Origin of the sequence: Pseudomonas sp. p99-361, assembly GCF_003935475.1 — a bacterium.
Classification (GTDB): Bacteria; Pseudomonadota; Gammaproteobacteria; order Pseudomonadales; family Pseudomonadaceae; genus Aquipseudomonas; species Aquipseudomonas juntendi.
Genome location: NZ_RHQO01000056.1, coordinates 13,543 through 29,633 on the forward strand (window position 1 = coordinate 13,543; position 16,091 = coordinate 29,633).

The 16,091-nt window shown below is 62.1% G+C and carries 12 protein-coding genes and 2 pseudogenes; 8 read left to right on the forward strand and 6 right to left on the reverse strand.

Features of this window, described 5'->3' with window-relative positions; genetic code table 11:
* Genes EGJ22_RS20085 through EGJ22_RS20095 form a run of 3 tightly spaced genes read left to right on the forward strand, consistent with a single transcriptional unit; the run spans window position 1 to window position 1,879 of the window.
* Window positions 1-888 (forward strand): type II secretion system F family protein, encoded by an 888-nt coding sequence (locus tag EGJ22_RS20085; protein WP_029885795.1) that lies wholly within the window; start codon window positions 1-3, stop codon window positions 886-888.
* A gap of 10 nt (window positions 889-898) precedes the next feature.
* Entirely contained in the window at window positions 899-1,600 is a 702-nt protein-coding gene (locus tag EGJ22_RS20090; protein WP_029885796.1) for a tetratricopeptide repeat protein, read from the forward strand.
* A gap of 15 nt (window positions 1,601-1,615) precedes the next feature.
* Complete coding sequence (locus EGJ22_RS20095; protein ID WP_029885797.1) at window positions 1,616-1,879, forward strand: DUF3613 domain-containing protein; 264 nt, start codon at window positions 1,616-1,618, stop codon at window positions 1,877-1,879.
* Between the two features lie 24 nt (window positions 1,880-1,903).
* Here EGJ22_RS20095 and EGJ22_RS20100 read toward each other — a convergent pair whose 3' ends face one another.
* The gene (locus EGJ22_RS20100; RefSeq protein WP_009685009.1) at window positions 1,904-2,326 is read right to left on the reverse strand and encodes a prepilin peptidase; all 423 of its coding nucleotides are present in this window, start codon (window positions 2,324-2,326) and stop codon (window positions 1,904-1,906) included.
* 75 nt (window positions 2,327-2,401) lie between these two features.
* Here EGJ22_RS20100 and EGJ22_RS20105 point away from each other — a divergent pair, with 75 nt between their 5' ends.
* Together EGJ22_RS20105 and EGJ22_RS20110 are read left to right on the forward strand one after the other, a co-directional pair.
* Window positions 2,402-2,845 (forward strand): TadE/TadG family type IV pilus assembly protein, encoded by a 444-nt coding sequence (locus tag EGJ22_RS20105; RefSeq protein WP_029885799.1) that lies wholly within the window; start codon window positions 2,402-2,404, stop codon window positions 2,843-2,845.
* Window positions 2,842-5,487, forward strand: a complete 2,646-nt coding sequence (locus tag EGJ22_RS20110; protein WP_029885800.1) for a PAS domain-containing sensor histidine kinase — start codon at window positions 2,842-2,844, stop codon at window positions 5,485-5,487. The genes EGJ22_RS20105 and EGJ22_RS20110 overlap by 4 nt, the downstream gene beginning before the upstream one ends.
* On the opposite strand, the gene EGJ22_RS20115 is transcribed toward EGJ22_RS20110, so the two are convergent.
* Complete coding sequence (locus EGJ22_RS20115) at window positions 5,472-7,427, reverse strand: pilus assembly protein TadG-related protein (RefSeq protein ID WP_029885801.1); 1,956 nt, start codon at window positions 7,425-7,427, stop codon at window positions 5,472-5,474. The genes EGJ22_RS20110 and EGJ22_RS20115 overlap by 16 nt on opposite strands.
* A gap of 141 nt (window positions 7,428-7,568) precedes the next feature.
* On the opposite strand from EGJ22_RS20115, the gene EGJ22_RS20120 reads away from it, so the two are divergent.
* Window positions 7,569-7,859 carry a DUF3509 domain-containing protein gene (locus tag EGJ22_RS20120; RefSeq protein ID WP_029885802.1) on the forward strand — a complete coding sequence of 97 codons (291 nt, stop codon included), beginning with the start codon at window positions 7,569-7,571 and terminating at the stop codon, window positions 7,857-7,859.
* Between the two features lie 17 nt (window positions 7,860-7,876).
* On the opposite strand, the pseudogene EGJ22_RS20125 reads toward EGJ22_RS20120, so the two are convergent.
* The 4 genes and pseudogenes from EGJ22_RS20125 to EGJ22_RS20140 form a co-directional block, all read right to left on the reverse strand.
* Window positions 7,877-8,481, reverse strand: a pseudogene (locus tag EGJ22_RS20125) (hypothetical protein); the annotation flags it as partial.
* Between the two features lie 375 nt (window positions 8,482-8,856).
* Window positions 8,857-9,306, reverse strand: a complete 450-nt coding sequence (locus EGJ22_RS20130; protein ID WP_080709205.1) for a DUF6386 family protein — start codon at window positions 9,304-9,306, stop codon at window positions 8,857-8,859.
* 3 nt (window positions 9,307-9,309) lie between these two features.
* Window positions 9,310-13,566, reverse strand: a pseudogene (locus EGJ22_RS20135) (RHS repeat-associated core domain-containing protein).
* A gap of 371 nt (window positions 13,567-13,937) precedes the next feature.
* Window positions 13,938-14,408: a phosphate-starvation-inducible protein PsiE gene (locus tag EGJ22_RS20140; RefSeq protein ID WP_009681701.1), complete on the reverse strand. Its 471-nt coding sequence runs from the start codon at window positions 14,406-14,408 to the stop codon at window positions 13,938-13,940.
* 540 nt (window positions 14,409-14,948) lie between these two features.
* Between EGJ22_RS20140 and EGJ22_RS20145 the strand changes: the two genes are divergently transcribed.
* Both EGJ22_RS20145 and EGJ22_RS20150 read left to right on the forward strand, forming a co-directional pair.
* Complete coding sequence (locus tag EGJ22_RS20145; RefSeq protein ID WP_009681699.1) at window positions 14,949-15,212, forward strand: DUF3077 domain-containing protein; 264 nt, start codon at window positions 14,949-14,951, stop codon at window positions 15,210-15,212.
* A 427-nt stretch (window positions 15,213-15,639) separates the two neighbouring features.
* Window positions 15,640-15,903, forward strand: a complete 264-nt coding sequence (locus EGJ22_RS20150) for a YebG family protein (protein ID WP_029886905.1) — start codon at window positions 15,640-15,642, stop codon at window positions 15,901-15,903.
* Window positions 15,904-16,091 lie beyond the last annotated feature (188 nt).

The window sequence follows — 16,091 nt, forward strand, 5'->3', positions numbered from 1 at the left end:
ATGGCCATGCTGATCTGCGCCCTGTGCCTGCTGATCGCCGCCGGCCTGTTTGCCCAGCAGGCCATTCGCCAATGGCGGGCCCGGGTGCTGGTGGCGCGAAGGCTACAGGGGCGCCTGGCCCGTGCCGAGCGCCTGGAGGGCTGGCTGCACTGGCTGGGCAGTAGCCCTTGGGGGCAGCGGCTGCAGAAGTTCGACGGTGAAAGCCAGGCCCTGCTCGAGCGCATCGGCTGGCGTCGCAGCCGCCAGCGCGCGCTGTTCGCCGCCGTGCAACTGGGCCTGCCACTGCTGGCGGTGGTACTGACGCTGCTATTGCAGCAAGGCTTCAAAGGCGCTGCCGCCGCCCATTGGGTGGTCTGGCCATTGTGTGCCTTGGGCGCCGCCTACCTGCTGCCCAAGCGCCTGCTGGCCCTGGCTGCCGCCCGGCGCCAGCAGCGCATTGCCGCAGAGGTTGGCCTGATGATCCCCATGCTGCGAATCCTGTTCGAAACCGGGCTGACGGTCGAGCAGGCACTGCGCCTGCTGAGCCAGGAAGGGCGAACGCTGATCCCGAACATCAGCGAAGAACTGCGCCAGGTACTGCAGCGGGTGGATTCGGGGCTGGGGCTGGGCCCGGAGCTGGACAAGGCCGCACAGGTACTGGCGGTGGACGAATTCACCGACACCTGCGTGATCCTGCGCCAGTTGCTGGCCCAAGGCAGCGGCGCAATGAAGTCGTTGCTGGCCCTCAAAGCCTTGCTCGATGACCGCCGCCTGACCCGCCTGCAAGAACGGGTGTCGATGATGTCGGCAAAAATGTCGGCGGTAATGATGGTATTCCTGTTCCCGGCCCTGCTGATCGTGCTTGCCGGGCCAGGCTTCTCTGCATTGGCGCGGGCGTTGAGCCCCTGAGGAAAGCGGGATGAAGACAGTCGTGTTGTGCGCATGCCTGGTGTTGCTGAGCGGCTGCGCCGGGCAACAGCCGCAAGACCTGCGCTCGTTGTTCACTGCCGCCGGTTGCAGCAAGCCGGACGCCGACCAGCAACTAGCCCTGAACCTGGCGGACGAAATGCTCAATGACGGCCGCCCGCATGCCAGCCTTGCGCACCTGCAGCAACTGCCGGACACCCTCGACCAGGTGCGCCTGCGCAAGGCCAAAGTGTCCCGGCTGCTTGGCCTTGGCGAGGCCGAACCCTTGTACCGCAGCCTGCTGGGCGGCTGCCTGGCTGCCGAAGGCGAGCATGGCCTGGGCCAACTGGCCGCGGCACGTGGCGACGACATCCAGGCCTTGCAGAACCTGCAGCGTGCTGTACGCCTGGCGCCTACCGATGAACGCGTACGCAATGACTTGGGCGTGGTCCTGATGAACCTGGGGCGCTATGAGCAGGCTCGCTTCGAGTTGCTGACGGCCATCGAGCTGAAAGACGACAACCCCCTGCCTGCGATCAACCTGGTGACCTTGGCGCTGCTCCAGGACAACTGGCAGCAGGCGACCGACCTGGTCGGCCGCTTGCAGCTTGAGCCCCGGCAGTTTGCCGCGGCCAAGGCGCGGGCCGGGCAGATCAAGGCCGGTGGCCGAGGCCCGGTCGCCTCGGCCCAGGCATCGCAGCCGATGGTCAATTGAAACTGGGAGGTGAACATGATCAGGTACGTGATGGTGCTGGCCTGCTGCGTGGGGAGCGCGGCGCTGCACGCCGAGCAATACCCGCGCCCGAGCCCTCAGGATGAAACGGCCACCGAGCGGCTGCTGCGCGTGCAGTCCAGCGGCGCACAGGCCTCGCGCCACCTGCAGGTACAAACGGCACGGGAACGCGACCAGTCCATGCAGCGCTGGCTGGATACCTACAAGTACGAGATCCCCGACTTCTACCGCTGGACCAAGATGACCGAGCGCAACAATTAGCGGGGCTTGCCGTGCCGTCAACGCTCAGCCCAGGCAGGCCAGTGAGACGGCAAAGCCTGCCAGCAGACAGGGCGCGAACGGCCTTTTTTGCCGCGGCTGTCGCGCACCTCGGCGGACCAGCTGCCAGGCCACCAGCACCACACCCGCAGCAATGAAAGTGACCAGCACATGGGCAACGCTGCTGGCCAGCGCCAACGCACCGAGCAGCTTGACGTCACCGGCCCCGAACTGCCCCAGCGCGTAGCCCGGCAGCGTGAGCAGCAGCACGATGAACAACGCCAGCGCCGCATCACTGCCCTGGGCACCGAGCCAACTGCGCCCTGTGGCCAGCAACCAGGCCAGCGCAAGGGTTGCGGCACCCAGCGTCAGTACATTGGCTATCTGCCGTTCGCGGGCATCCTGCCCGGCGCACAGCGCTAGCCACACCAGCAATGCAAAGCTGTGCATGGGCAATTGGCCATCCCTGTTCGTCGATCGGTTCTATGCTGTTGTTCAGGACACATGGTCAGGGTAGACGCAATCATGAAAGCAGGCCCGGCAAAACGGCAGCACGGTGCGGCAGCCATCGAGTTCGCCGCGGTGTTCATGATCTTCTTCGCCGTGTTCTACGGCCTTGTCAGCTACTCCCTGCCCATGCTCATGCTGCAATCGTTCAACCAGGCCAGCGCCGAGGCGGTGCGCCGCTGCGTGGCGCTGGACCCGGACAGCCCCAGCTACACCAACGATGTGCAGAACCTCGCCCGCCAGGTCATCAGCCAGCAGTTGCAGTGGCTGCCTGCTGCCTTCGACTTCCAGCCGGCCAGCGACGCACAGGTCACCTTGGCCTCCGACAAGCTGCTGACGGTAGCAATCGATTATCCCAAGGCAAAACTCACCCATGTGCTGCCCATGCTGGTGCTGCCGTTGATTGGCGAGGTACCGCGCCTACCCGACCGGCTGCGTGCCGAAGCGAGCCTGCAACTGTGAACGGCCTGTTCGAGCGCTGGCTCGGCGGCCAGGCCCCGCTGCCGGCAGAACAGCACCCACCAGCCACCGGGTTGCAATTGTGGCTGGATGATCAAGGCCACGTGCTGCGCCTGGCCGGGCCGCTGCGCACGCTGCTGCCGGCAAGCCCGCACCACGCCGCGCGGGTGCATGACTACCTGCAACGGCATAGCTGGCTGGTACTCGAAGGCGCCCCGGCGGACTGGCAGGGGCAGCCGCTGGACCTGGACTTCGTGACCGTGCACGGCACTGCCCTGCACACGCGCGGCTGGCTCCTGCGCCAGGCTGACGGGTGGCTGCTGCAGGTGTTCGATATCGGCGACCTGCTGGGTGAGCGCGAAAACCACGCCCGTGACCTGGCGCAGCACCACCTGGCCTTGGCGCTTGGCCGGGCCATGCGTGACTGCGACGAACAACACCTGCTGCCGACCACAACCGCTCAACTGCTACACTTGGCCGAGCACTGGCAGGCGGGGGCCCTGCGCCTGCTGCTGCCAGGTGACAGCGGCTGGTACAGCTACGCCAGCAGCGATGCCGTTTGGCCCTGGGCCGACGACGAGCGCCTGCGTGCCTGGCTGCATACGTTGCCACCCACCGCTCGGCAGCTGACGGCCGAGCACCCGCTGCTGCACTCGTCGGCTGCCGGCCTGCCGCTGGTGGCGCTGCCCTACCAGCACGGCCACTGTGTTCAGGCCTGGTTACTGTGTGCCGGGGCACCAAGGCCACCCACACCCCAAGCGCAGGCTACCCTGCTGCCCGCGCTGGTCGAACCGCTGCTCAGCCGCCTGCGCCAGCAGCAGCTGCAGCAGCGCGCCTGCCACCTGGATGAACTGCAGCAGCAACTGGGCGCTGGCTGGTGGTCATGGCCCTTGCAGGGGCCACTGGCATTCGACCCAGCCCTGGCATCACGCCTGGGCCTGCCGCGCGATGCCACCTGCGAACAATGGCTCGGCCGTTTGCACCCGGCCGACCGCGAAGCTGCACGCATGGCGCTGGCGCAACTGCGCGACGGCATCGCCTTGAACCTGAACCTGCGCCTGTTGCCCGCCGACGACCTGGCAGCCCCACGCTGGCTGCAGTGGGTCGGCCAGCTGCGCGGCCGCCAGGTTCAGGGCTTCGTGCTCGATATCAGCGCCTTGAAAGCCCAGGAGCTACAGGCCGGGGCGGCCCGCGCCCGGCTGGAAAACCTGATCGCCAGCTCGCCAGCGGTGATCTACATCCAGCGCTACGCCGACGGGGCGCTGCACAGTGATTTTTTCAGCGCCAGCCTGACACCGCTACTGGGCTGGCCCAAAGACGGCGAATTGGCCCAGCAGCCCGGCCAGGCGGTGCACCCGGACGACCGCACGCTATGGCTGGAACGTACGCGCACGCTACTGCGCGACGGCCAGGTTCGCAGCCGCTACCGCTTGCGTGATGAGCGCGGCGGCTATCACTGGATACTGGACGAGGCCCGCCTGCTACGTGACGACCTGGGGCAACCGGTGGAGGTCGTGGGTCTGTGGCTGGATGTCAGCGAGGCCACCGAGGCTGCCGAACGCGTGCGCCAGAGCGAGGAGCGCTACCGGGCGCTGGTGGAAGACTCGCCCGCGCTGATCTGCCGGTACACGCCTGCGCTGCAATTGCTGTTCGGCAATCGGCCGCTGGCCGAGCTGCTGGAGTGCCCGCCACAGCAACTCGGCGCAATGAACCTGGGCCAGTGGATGAGCGACAGCCAACGCACGGCGTTCGTACAGCGCCTCGCCACGCTGAGCCCGCAGCAGCCGTTGAGCAGTGCCGAGGTCTGCCTGCAATTACCGGGGCGCCGCAATGCCTGGTGGGTGTGGGCCGAGCGTGGCCTGTTCGATGAGCACGGGCAACTGGTGGAGATCCAGGCAGTTGCCCGCGACAACACGGCAGTGCGCCATAGCCAGCAGCAACTGCTGCAAGCAGCCAAGATGGCCACCTTGGGCGAACTGGCAACGGGGCTGGTGCATGAAATCAACCAGCCGTTGACCACCATGCGCCTGGCGGTGGTCAACGGGCTGAAACGCCTGGAAAGCGGTGCCGCCGATGTTCCGTACCTGACAGGCAAGCTGCAGCGCATCGACAACCAGCTGGAGCGCGTCATTCGCCTGGTCGAGCATTTGCGCACCCATGGGCGGCGGTCCGAGGTCGAACAGCAGGTGTTCGCCGCCTGGGTGGCGGTGCTCGGTGCGCAGGGGCTGCTGGCCGAGGGTTTGTGCGGCAAAGGCGTGACGCTGGCCATCGAGGCGCCCGAGCGCTGCCCGCACGTGCTTGGCCATCAGGACCAGCTCGAGCAGGTGCTGATCAACCTGGTGGTCAATGCGCGGGACGCTTTGCTGGAACGGCGCGTTGCCCACCCACACATCCGCGTAGGCCAGCGCATCGAGCACGAACAGTTGTGCCTGCTGGTGGAAGATAACGCCGGCGGTATCGACCCGCGCCTGCTCGAGCGCATTTTCGAGCCGTTCTTCACCACCAAGCCAGCAGGGGTCGGCACCGGGCTCGGTTTGTCGGTGAGCCACGGCATCGTCGATGCCATGGGCGGCAGGCTGGCGGTGCACAACCGCAACGAAGGCGCCTGCTTTGAAGTGTGGTTGCCGATCTACAAGGCCAACTGAGCGCGGTTGGCACAGGTGAGGTTGGCGCCGACCTCGGCGTTGACCAGGTCGATGCCAAGGGCCTTGAGCAGCACGTTGAGCAACGGGTCGAGCAACGGGCTGAGCAGGTTCCTGATCATGGGCTCGACGATACCTTTGACCGTGCCGAGCACGTTGCCAACCAGCACCAGCACATCGCCGAGGCCGCTGTTCACGGTGGGTTTGTAGGCTTCCAGCTGTATGCCCTGCAAGGTCTCGGCCAGGCTGCCGACAACCGTGCTGTTGGCGGTTTGCATGCTCTGGTACGCTGGGCTGAGGCCGATGTTGGGCGGCACGCTGTCGGGCGCCTGGAACACCAGTGGGCGCTCGACGGCCCCGCTGCCCAAGACCTTGCTGTTGACGCGCACGCCCAGACCGCCTCCGGTGAAGGGCATGCGGGCGTCACAGATGGCGGGCAGTATCAGCAACCGGGTACACCGCTTGGTGCCGATGTCCACCAACGGCAATGCTTTGACCACCGTGGTGCCGCTCATGAAGAACGCATTGCTGGACTCGAAACGCCCCACCGCGACCTTGGCCGCCGAGCTTTGCGCCCGCGTGACAAGGCGCTTGGGTGAACAACTGAAGGTGCCTGGCGCCTGCGGGTCGAGGCGCGTGGTCGCTTCCGCCACCTCAAGGCCGATATCCAGCGACAGCTTGTCCGGGACCAGGATGATATCGGTGACAGTGCACGGCACGCCGACCAGGCACAGTACCGATTGCAAGGTACTGGCGAGGTTCAGGCTCAGCAGGTTGTTGAGCACATTGGTGATCGGCCCGACCAGGTCGAGTACCGCGTTGAGCAAGCCGAACACCGAGTCGAGCAGCGGCAGGTCGAGCGAAATCATCGCCCGCACCTGCGCGGTATGTACCCGCAATTCATCGGTGCGCGGGTCACCCACCGCAGAAATCTGCTGCGGCTCGATCACTTTCAGGCGGACCCGGCCATTGACCAGCCCCAGCACGCTGACCGGCAAGTCCACCGTTGCCGCACTTTCACTGACCGCCAGCTGGATAACGCCCTGCACCAGTTGCAGCAACTGGATACTGGCATCCAGCCCGGCCTGCGTGGTGCCGTTCTGGATGTCGAGCAAATCGCCCAGCTGCAGCAAGGTGCTGTTGCTGGCGCCCAGTGCCAGCTTGCCCAGGTTGGTCACGACGTTGGCGGCCGCGCCGCTCTGCTGCAGTACTTTCACCGCCGCCTGCAGCAGTTGCGTAGCGGTAGCATCGGCGCTGAGCAGTTGCCGATAGTCACCGGCCTTGAGGTTGAGGTCGATGGCCAGTTGGTCCAGGTAGCGCAGCACGTTGAGCTGGGTGCTGGCAATGCCTTGCCAGCCGGCCACATCAAGCTGCACGTTACCGCCCAAGGCACCAAGCAGGGCATTGAGCAACACCGACTGTCGCGAATCGACGGTGGCCAGGGTGGTTCGGATACTCAGCATGGCCTGCGGTGGAACAGGCGACGAAGCCACCGCATGGGCGTGCAAGGTGGTGGTCAGCGGCACCCCTGTGCCCTGTGCCAGGCTATACACCCCCGCCGCGACGCTGGTGGGGACCGTGTTGCTCACATCCACCCGGATCGCCTCGGTGCGGTTGTTGTCCGTGGTGAAGGTGCGCAGGCTGTTGGCGCCGGTCTGCAAGTAGCCGCAGCTGGCCGCCAGCGGGTTGCCGGGCGCATGGCCGTTGCGGGTGGCCGCCGCCCGGGCAACCACCGTGGCCTGCGGCCCGCTGCCGGTGCAGACGGCATACTGGCCGGCCGCCTCCAGCGCGGCCATGTCGGCAATGCGTTGCAGCTTGCGCTGCTCCAGGTACAACCGGCCGCTGTCGATCACCAGCAGCATGAACAACAGCGCCAGGCCCAGGGTAACCACGGCCATGAGGCCGATTGCGCCACGCTGGCGGGCAGCGAATGAGGGAAGCACGGGCACTCCTTTGCCGGCCATTGGCCATGCGTCGCGGCTGCGATGCAAGGAGTGTAGTTGCGCTAATGGCCAATTGCCCTACTTGAACGAACCGGGTGCGGGCCGGTCAATTTCTGCAGTCCATCTTTGCAGGCTTCAGGCATGAACAATCCATTCGAGCAGATCAGCGCCGCCTTCGCCCCCGAATACCGGGTCAACCTGAGCATTGCCAACCTTGACGGCAGCATCATGCTGACCCTTTCCGATGACGCTGGCGTGGTTGCCAGGCGCCTGATCACCCGCGCCCAGCGCAACGACCCGGTGCGCCTGCAGCGGGTGATCGACAGCATACGCCTGGGCCTGGCGATCGAGCTGGGCCAGAACCCCTTGCAGGTGCTGGCTGCGCTGACTCGCGACGCCCGTCACGAGCCCCGTGCGTTCTTGGCCAATTGAGGGTTAGTTGCGCTGCTACCGGTGCTAGGCACTTGCGATAGCTTGTCTGCTGGCAAGGTCTCGGCAAGCTGGCAGGCCTTGCGACTCATGGCGTCATACCGAAGCAGCTGGTGAGCTTGCTCAGGGGGCGGTAGACCTCGCGGTGCAGGTCATCGCGCTCCATGTCGCTGATGACCTGGCCGTCCAGGTTGAACTGGTGCAGGTGGTTGACCTTGCGGCCATCCGGCAACGTCAGGGTCGTCAGGTTGCTGAGCGGGTCGTACTCATAGCCCAGCGTCCCGTCGGGCGTGATTTCTTTCGTTAGCCGGCCTAGCAGATCGTAGGCGTACTCAAGCTTTTCTTCCGTGATCCCAAACTTCTTGCCTGTCCCAGTTGGTTGCCGCTCGATGCTCAGCAACCGGTCGCCATCGTCATAAGCGAATGCCTGCGTTGCATCGCTGTTGATCTTGGCGATCAAGCGGCCAATGGCATCACGCTCGAACAGCGTATGGCGCTCGGGCCGTTCGGCATTCTCGCCATAGCCAATCTCATCCAGTCGCGTCAGATGGCCACCGACGTTGTAGCTGAAACGCCGGGTCAGGTTATCTACCCGCACCTCTTCAATCAGCCGGTCCGAAGCGTCCGCCGGTGGCGCTGATGTCGGTCAGCGTGCCATCGGGTGTGCGGGTGAAGTGCAGGAAGGGGCCGAGGACGTTCTCGATGCGTTGCAACGGTACTTTAGTGTTGGTGTTTGGCACTTCGCCAAAGTAGAAGAACAGGTTGTCGAGGGATGTAGTGGCCGCCCTCGGTGCACACCAGGTACACCTGCTCGTGGGTTGTATCTACCCGGTCATTACCAACTCAAGATTAACGGCTCAGGCGCTTTAATTGATAAAATACAACATAACTACTGGACAAAGCTGACGTCTTCCGTCAGCCGCCTACATTTCCTCTGCCAAAGAGCGCTTTCTTCAAACTAACAGACGTCTCGCCACCTCACCAAACCTTCCATCAAACCCTAAGCACCAAGCCTTATCGAATCTGTTAAAGCATTCCTAAATTTATTAGATGGCGAGAAAGCCAAACAAATCCCCCCATCCTCGACCTTGTAGCCCATATAGTAACTTCCTGCTTCGAGACTGATAAACTCACCTTGTACTGCATCCGAACCGTCAGGCTCTAGCCCCCCTCCAGATGTGTCTTCTCCGGCGCCTATGAAAACTTGACCAGAAGGAACCTTCAAATAAACGCCACCACTTGGAGCAACCAAATTATCTACAACTTTTACTTGATACCGCCCATCCGCACCCAAATTCAAAAAAGCGATATTACCCTCGTTCATTTCAGAAATTTCATCACTTTGAATACTCCACCAATCAAATGTATCACTCGTTCGATGGCGTATTGCTTGCAAATCAAACACCGCCAGGGTCGCAGTATCTGTAACAACATCAAACTCGATAGCCATGCTTCACTCCCATATTATCTCGCTAATCATATCACCGGGCTTTAACCCAGCACGCCTACCAGCACCTTTCAGGGAGCTACCCACACTTTTATTGATTGTCTCATTAAGCATTTGCAAGCGTTGGCTAGCAGCCCCACCAACAATCAAATCAACAGGATGATCGGCATTGAACCTTGAAAGATCAGGTGCTTCCCCGAACATTCTTTCGTAACGCTCGGTGACTGCTTTTCGATACGACGCTTGAAGCGAAGAAATTCGGATATCATGCGTTCCAGGTGACCAAACCAGCTCACCTCGCTTAGCAGCCCGGTTGAGTGCATTTTTCTTTTTCATAAACTGCTTCTCTAAAAAAGTCTTTTCCGCACTAGAAAGCCCCGGGCTTGACAATGCTTTGGGCTTACTTACTGTCAAGGCAGTTGAGCACGTCCACCCTAGAGGGTCAACCCAGTTTTGCGGGTTAGGTCCGTACTGATAGAGATTCAATCCTCCAGCCAACCCTACTGGATCCTGGGTAATGAATCTCCCCGCTTCCGCATCATAGAATCGGAAAGTGTTGTAATACAGCCCGATTTCGCCATCAAAATACTGGCCTTGAAAGCGTAGGTGCTGATCGACCTCATTGATGGGCAGACTCTCTATTGCACCCCATGAGCGATACGACGCCTGCCAAACGATCCTGCCATCTCTATCCGTCAGTTCCAACGGTGTACCAATCTGATCCGTGTGGAAGTAGTAGAGCTTCTGTTCTTCTCCTTCGGCCTGATCAACCCGCGCCAATGGCGCATAGCTACCCGGTTCATACAGGTACAGGATGCTCTGTCCTGGTGTTTCCTCACGCAGCATCCTCAGCCCTTGCCAAAGAAAGCGCTTGTGCTCGACTTCACCATTGATCTCAGCCCGCTTGGCCACCCGCCGCCCAAGGCTGTCGTAACGATATTCACCTCGGCTCTCCAGCTTGCCATTGACCACCGTCTCAGCCCTAACCAGCCGGTTCTCGCAGTCATAGGTAAAGTACTGCAGCTTGGTGTGCCCCGAGCGTTTCTCGACCAGATTGCCCCACGGGTCGTAGCGGTACTCCTGGTCCCGCCACTGTTTGATGCGGTTGTCCTTGACCTTGGCAAACTGCCGCGCATTGAAGTCCAACCGGTTGGCTGCCGGGTCATAACGAAACTCTTCGCTGCCCACCAGCGAGCCGGTATCACGGCTGCGCAACTGGCCATTGGCTTCATACTCGTACTTGATCTCGCCACGCAGCTTGTCCAGCGTACGTACCAGTTCACCCGCCGGGTCGTACTGGTAACGGCGGTGGATCGGGTTGTAGGCGTGCTCGACCAGCAACGACGTGTTGATGCCGGCGTTGTGCACCTGCGACAGCTTGTCAGCCGGCAAGGTCGAGGCAAACTGCCAGGCCTTGCGCCCCATGGCGTCATAACCGAAGCAACTGGTGAGCTTGCCCTGGGTGCGCTACACCTCGCGGTGCAGGTCATCGCGCTCCATGTCGCTGATGACCTGGCCGTCCAGGTTCAACTGGTGCAGGTGACCGCTGCCGTAGTACAGGTGGTTGACCTTGCGGCCATCTGGCAGAGTCAGCGTGGTCAGGTTACTGAGCGGGTCGTACTCATAGCCCAGCGTCCCGTCGGGCGTGATTTCCTGCGTCAGCCGGCCCAGCAGGTCATAGGCGTACTTGAGCTTTTCTTCCGTGATACCAAACTTCTTGCTTGTCCCAGTTGGTTGCCGCTCGATGCTCAGCAACCGGTCGCCATCGTCATAAGCGAATGTCTGCGTTGCATCGCTGTTGATCTTGGCGATCAAGCGGCCAATGGCATCACGCTCGAACAGCGTATGGCGCTCGGGCCGTTCGGCATTCTCGCCATAGCCAATCTCATCCAGTCGCGTCAGATGGCCACCGACGTTGTAGCTGAAACGCCGGGTCAGGTTATCTACCCGCACCTCTTCAATCAGCCGGTCCGACACGTCGTAGGCAAAGCTGTAGGTCGCGTTGTTCTCGTTGACCAGCGACGTCAGTCGCAAGGCCTTGTCATAGCCGTAGCGAACCATCTCTCCTTTCGGGTCCTGACGGTTACTGGGCAAACCACGGGAAGTGCGCAGCAGGCGGGTGGTCTGGCCTTTGCCATCGGTGTGGCTGAGCACCTGGCCAAGGCCGTTGTAAGTGAAGGTTTCCGCCGTGCCATCCGGATGGTGGATGCGCAACACTTCCCCATCGGGCTTGCGCTCCAGCGTGGTGGTCTGGTTCAGCGCGTCGGTCACTGCAATGAGGTGCTGGCGCTCGTCGTAGCGATAATACGTGCTCTTGCCTGAGCAATCCTGGTAACGCTCGACCTGGGCCAGGGTGTTCCACCACAGGTACTTGGACTTGTAGGTCGCATCGATGATGGTGTGCGGCAGGCCGTCATCGCTGTTCAGGTACTCGGTCATCTGGCCGAGGGCATCGAATTCGGCGAGCAGGTTGCCCTTGTCGTCGTAGCGCGCTCGCCAGGTGCTGCCGTCCGGGTAGCTGACCTGGGTCACCAGTGTAGTCAGGTGGTGATATTCGTAGGTGGTCTTGCGGCCCAGCGGGTCGGCCTCTTCGAGCAAGCGGGAGAACTCGTCGTACTTGAATTGCAGGCGGTTACCGTCCGGCAAGGTCAGGCCAACCATATTACCGTTTTCGTCCAGCTCGATGGCGTAACGCTCGCCACCATAATCGCGACTGGCGACCACGCGGTGGTCGGCGTTGTACTGCACTTCCAGTTCCCGGCCAAGCACATCGGTGGCCCAGCTGGTGCGGGCGTCGAGGTCGTAGCGGAAATGGTAGTGCTCGCCATCGCTGGTCCAGTGCTCGACCACACGCGGTTTGCCGCCGAGGGTTTCCCAGCGGTAGTGGTAGCCCAGGCCCAAGGCGTTGCTGTGGGTCACCATCAGGCCTTCGACATAGCTGAAACTGCGCACGCTGTCGCCGTTGCGGTTGCGCACCGCGCTCAGCTGGCCATGCTCGTCGTAACGGTACTGGGTGAGCGTTTCGACCGCATGGTTGTCCACCACGCGCTTGATATCGGTCAGGCGGCCCAGCGGGTGGTCGTAGTGCAAGTGCACGCGGGTGCCGCCGGTGGCGCTGATGTCGGTCAGGGTACCGTCAGGCGTGCGGGTGAAGTGGAGGAAGTGGCCGAGGACGTTCTCGATACGCTGCAGCGGCACTTCGGTGTTGGTGTCTGGCACTTCACCGAAGTAGAAGAACAGGTTGTCGAGGGTCTGCAGGATGTAGTGGCCGCCCTCGGTGCACACCAGGTACACCTGCTCGTGCGGGTTGTAGATCCGCTCACCCGGTTGCAGGGTCACGAACGGGATTTCGCGGCCCTGGTTGTCGGTGAGGTAGATGAAACTGCCGCTGCGACGCAGGCTCTGTTCCCACGGCAGTATCCAGCCGCGGCCGAGCACGCTGTCGACGGTCAGGTCGCTGGCGTAGAAGCGCGACCACTCGATCGGCATCAGGCCCGGCAGGCTGAAGTCGATTTCATCGGGGATCAGCTTGCGGCCCGTCGTGAGGTCGACGGGGTTGCCGACCAGGCCACCGATGGCTCTGCGCGCCACGGGTTCGACCACGTAGCGGCTGGCCACCTCACCTGCGATGAAGCCTGCGGTGAACTTCAGGGCGCAAGGCATGATGGCTTTCATGCCGGCTTGGGTGCCGACCTTGATCAATTGGGCGATCATGCCGGCGGCACCGGCGACGGCCATCAACGTATCCACTGTGGTGCGTAGCCATTCAGGGACTTCGTCGTCCACCGGCAGGTAACGGTAAGTGCCGCCGCCGATGTAGACATTGTTCGAACCACCGGAAATGGTCGCGCCGCAAGTCAGCTTGTCGCCCTTGCGCGCGGCCGCCACGCCATTGATGAAGACGTTGGTCGAGCCCTCGGCGATCTGCACCTGGCCGGGGTGCTTGCTGCAAGCGCCCAGGCTCTTTTCGACGCGGGCGGCCTTGCGGCTGTTGATGAAGACGTTGGGCGAGGCAGTCAGTATCGTCCCTGAGGGGGATGAAAACAGGCCGCCAAACGCCTCGCCGGCAGCGGTCAGCAAGCTGCCGCCAACCCCCGCCGCGAGACCTGCCAGCAAAGCTACGCCGAACCCGCAGGTGAAGGTGGCAAAGGCCACGGTGGCCACGCTGGCCACCAGTGCGATACCCAGAGCGGCCCCCAGCAGGAAACCGCCCAATGCGCCGGTGTGTGAAATATCGTCGCCGAACCTGGCTGCTTCGAACATGAGGGATTACTCCTGTTCGCCAGGTACGGAACGGCTTGCGATAGCGTCAAGACGCGCCATGACCATCAGCATCTCCCTGTAAACGCTCGGCATGAATCAATTCATGTGCCGGGTTACCCTCCTTGAGAGCTGCTGAGTAAATAGGCTTGTGCGCCATGGTGTCAACCGTGCGCAGGCCACGCCCTCCGTGGGTTACAGCCCAGGGAGGGCAATATCAAAAAGCCATAACCCAGGGATTTTCCGGGTTTGAACAACAGGGTGCCATACGTTGGCGTGATGCGCGTTCTTTGGATTTTCAGAGGCGTCTGTAAGAAAAAACCGCAGTTTTCCGCGACCTGCGGTGTTGTGCTGCTCACCTATGCCGCTGAGGCCTACTTGCCCTCTTCCACTTGCTTGCCGTTGGCATCCAGCACCTTGGTCGAGGGGTAGCGGTACGAGGCGTAGCGCACCACCAGGATCGAGAACGCCAGCAGCAGAATGCCCCCGCACAGGTACAGCAGCCCTTCATCCGGCGCCTTGTGGTGCGAAACATCGCCGATCAGCAGGCGGGTGAGCGCGGTGATTGCCACGTACAAGAGGAAGCGGATGGGCATGTGGTTGGTCTTGAAGTAGATCCCGACCATGGCCCCCAGCTCCAGGTAGATGAACAGCAGCAGGATGTCGTCGACGCTGATCCCGCCTTTGCCGAGCATGTCCAGGAAGGTGACCACCGCCGCATAGGCGGTGATGGCGCCGATGCCGAACAGGGCAAGGTAATGGAAGGCTTCGACGCACAGGTTGCCCAGCGAGTCGGCCGAGCCGTGCAGGCCCTTGCGCAGTTTTTCTGCCCATTTGATGTTCACGATGTTTCATTCCCCACTACGACTTTCAAGGATGATGCGCCACGGGTGTGACGTTTCTGCCATGCAGTTAAAGGGCCAGGCCCCTGCCATGGGAAGGCGGCCGATTGCCGCAAGGCACTTTGTGGCATGGCAAGCTACTGAAAATGAAATGGCATTGCGCCAGCGGAAAATCAGATTTAAGCCCTTTCTTGTAGGGCATTTCCCAAAGATACTCCCTGCCATTGTGGTGTTCGGTGGTGCGCACTAGTCTCGGGCGGTCGTTGCCAATCAACGACCGGCTTTGACAGGCCGCCCTGAACTAACCACATGGCTTAGCCGTTATGGCAGCTGTCATGGGGCACCTCGTGTGCGCCGGCTTTTGGTTCTGTTCACCGGTCTGTCAACCCATGTACAGCTGCCGCCTTGATGTTTGACAGCAGAAGGTGGTGGCCCCAATTTTGAACAGGCCTACATCATGCTGAGAGTTATCCCCGATCCACCCCGCTACATCCATTCCCTCGAATACACCCTGATTCCAAAGGCACATCAGGGGACTGACCAATGACCACAGAAGACACCCAGTTCACCGTCGGCAAGACCACTTTCTACCAGGGCGAAAACGGCACCCACCCGCTATTCCGCATCGAGCCCGGTATCCCGTGCAGGGATGCCCGCGAACAGTCTTCGGAGTTGATGGGGTATGTGCGCGAATTGACCATCACCGGGTTGATGGATGGGAAGCCGATGATGATATGGGCTGCGCATTATTTGAGTGCGATGGCCAAGGCGCTGATGGATGATGCCGAGCTGGGGATGAAGCAGTGAGGGTTTGGCTCTAGGTTGCAGGAGGGCTGGCAGGGGGTTGCCGCAGCATTTTCAGCGCCTGGGAGATCGAGCGCCGCCCGCGCGGCGCATCGCGACGCAAGGCCGCTCCCACATCTGTTTCGGGCCATTCTCTCCTGTGCCGGACGCGCGCGACCGCCTTGTCTGTACGACGCGATATCGTGGTGGGCGCCAGGGCGTTCGCGCGCAAATCCCACAGGCATAACTGGCCCGAAACAGATGTGGGAGCGGCCTTGCGTCGCGATGCGCCGCGCGGGCGGCGCTCGATCTCACAGGCGATAAAGATGTTGTGCCGGACGCCCCCGCAGAACACCCCACTGCAATTTCTGCTTGCGAACCAACCCACACTGCCATTACTGTATATAGATACAGTAAATTGCAAACCAGCAAAAAGGCATAGAGGTGATGAATGGCCGTCGAAGTGGTGTACCGCAGCAGCCGCGACCCGGAGCGCTTGTTCATGGATAAGGCAGAAGCCGACCGTCACGACAAAATGCTCGAACTGGCAGAGCGCCTGGCTGAAGTGCTGCATAAGGCAGTGCCATCGCTGACCGAGCAGCAGGTTGAAGAAGCCGGTATCTACATGGCCAAGAATCGCGATGTGTTCGCCCGGGCGTTCAAGAGCCAGCCGGATGCGTTGGCCGAGTTGCTCGACGGGCAACCAGCCGAGTGATTACCTGCACCGGCCTCATCGCTGGCAAGCCAGCTCCCACAGGTACGCACAAGTCTTGAAGGTTATGGGGTATCTGTGGGAGATTCTATGGTTCCTGGCAAGGGTAGCCGTTGCATCTTCAGTGCCTGTGAGATTGAGCGCCGCCCGCGCGGCGCATCGCGAGCTGCGCTCGCTCCTACGTTTGTTTC

What these genes read in the sequence shown, in the direction of transcription:
- EGJ22_RS20085 (WP_029885795.1), top strand. Translation starts at nt 1, where the DNA reads ATGGCCATGCTGATCTGCGCCCTGTGCCTGCTGATCGCCGCCGGCCTG.
- EGJ22_RS20090 (WP_029885796.1), top strand. Translation starts at nt 899, where the DNA reads ATGAAGACAGTCGTGTTGTGCGCATGCCTGGTGTTGCTGAGCGGCTGC.
- EGJ22_RS20095 (WP_029885797.1), top strand. Translation starts at nt 1,616, where the DNA reads ATGATCAGGTACGTGATGGTGCTGGCCTGCTGCGTGGGGAGCGCGGCG.
- EGJ22_RS20100 (WP_009685009.1), bottom strand. Translation starts at nt 2,326, where the DNA reads ATGCACAGCTTTGCATTGCTGGTGTGGCTAGCGCTGTGCGCCGGGCAG.
- EGJ22_RS20105 (WP_029885799.1), top strand. Translation starts at nt 2,402, where the DNA reads ATGAAAGCAGGCCCGGCAAAACGGCAGCACGGTGCGGCAGCCATCGAG.
- EGJ22_RS20120 (WP_029885802.1), top strand. Translation starts at nt 7,569, where the DNA reads ATGAACAATCCATTCGAGCAGATCAGCGCCGCCTTCGCCCCCGAATAC.
- EGJ22_RS20130 (WP_080709205.1), bottom strand. Translation starts at nt 9,306, where the DNA reads ATGGCTATCGAGTTTGATGTTGTTACAGATACTGCGACCCTGGCGGTG.
- EGJ22_RS20145 (WP_009681699.1), top strand. Translation starts at nt 14,949, where the DNA reads ATGACCACAGAAGACACCCAGTTCACCGTCGGCAAGACCACTTTCTAC.
- EGJ22_RS20150 (WP_029886905.1), top strand. Translation starts at nt 15,640, where the DNA reads ATGGCCGTCGAAGTGGTGTACCGCAGCAGCCGCGACCCGGAGCGCTTG.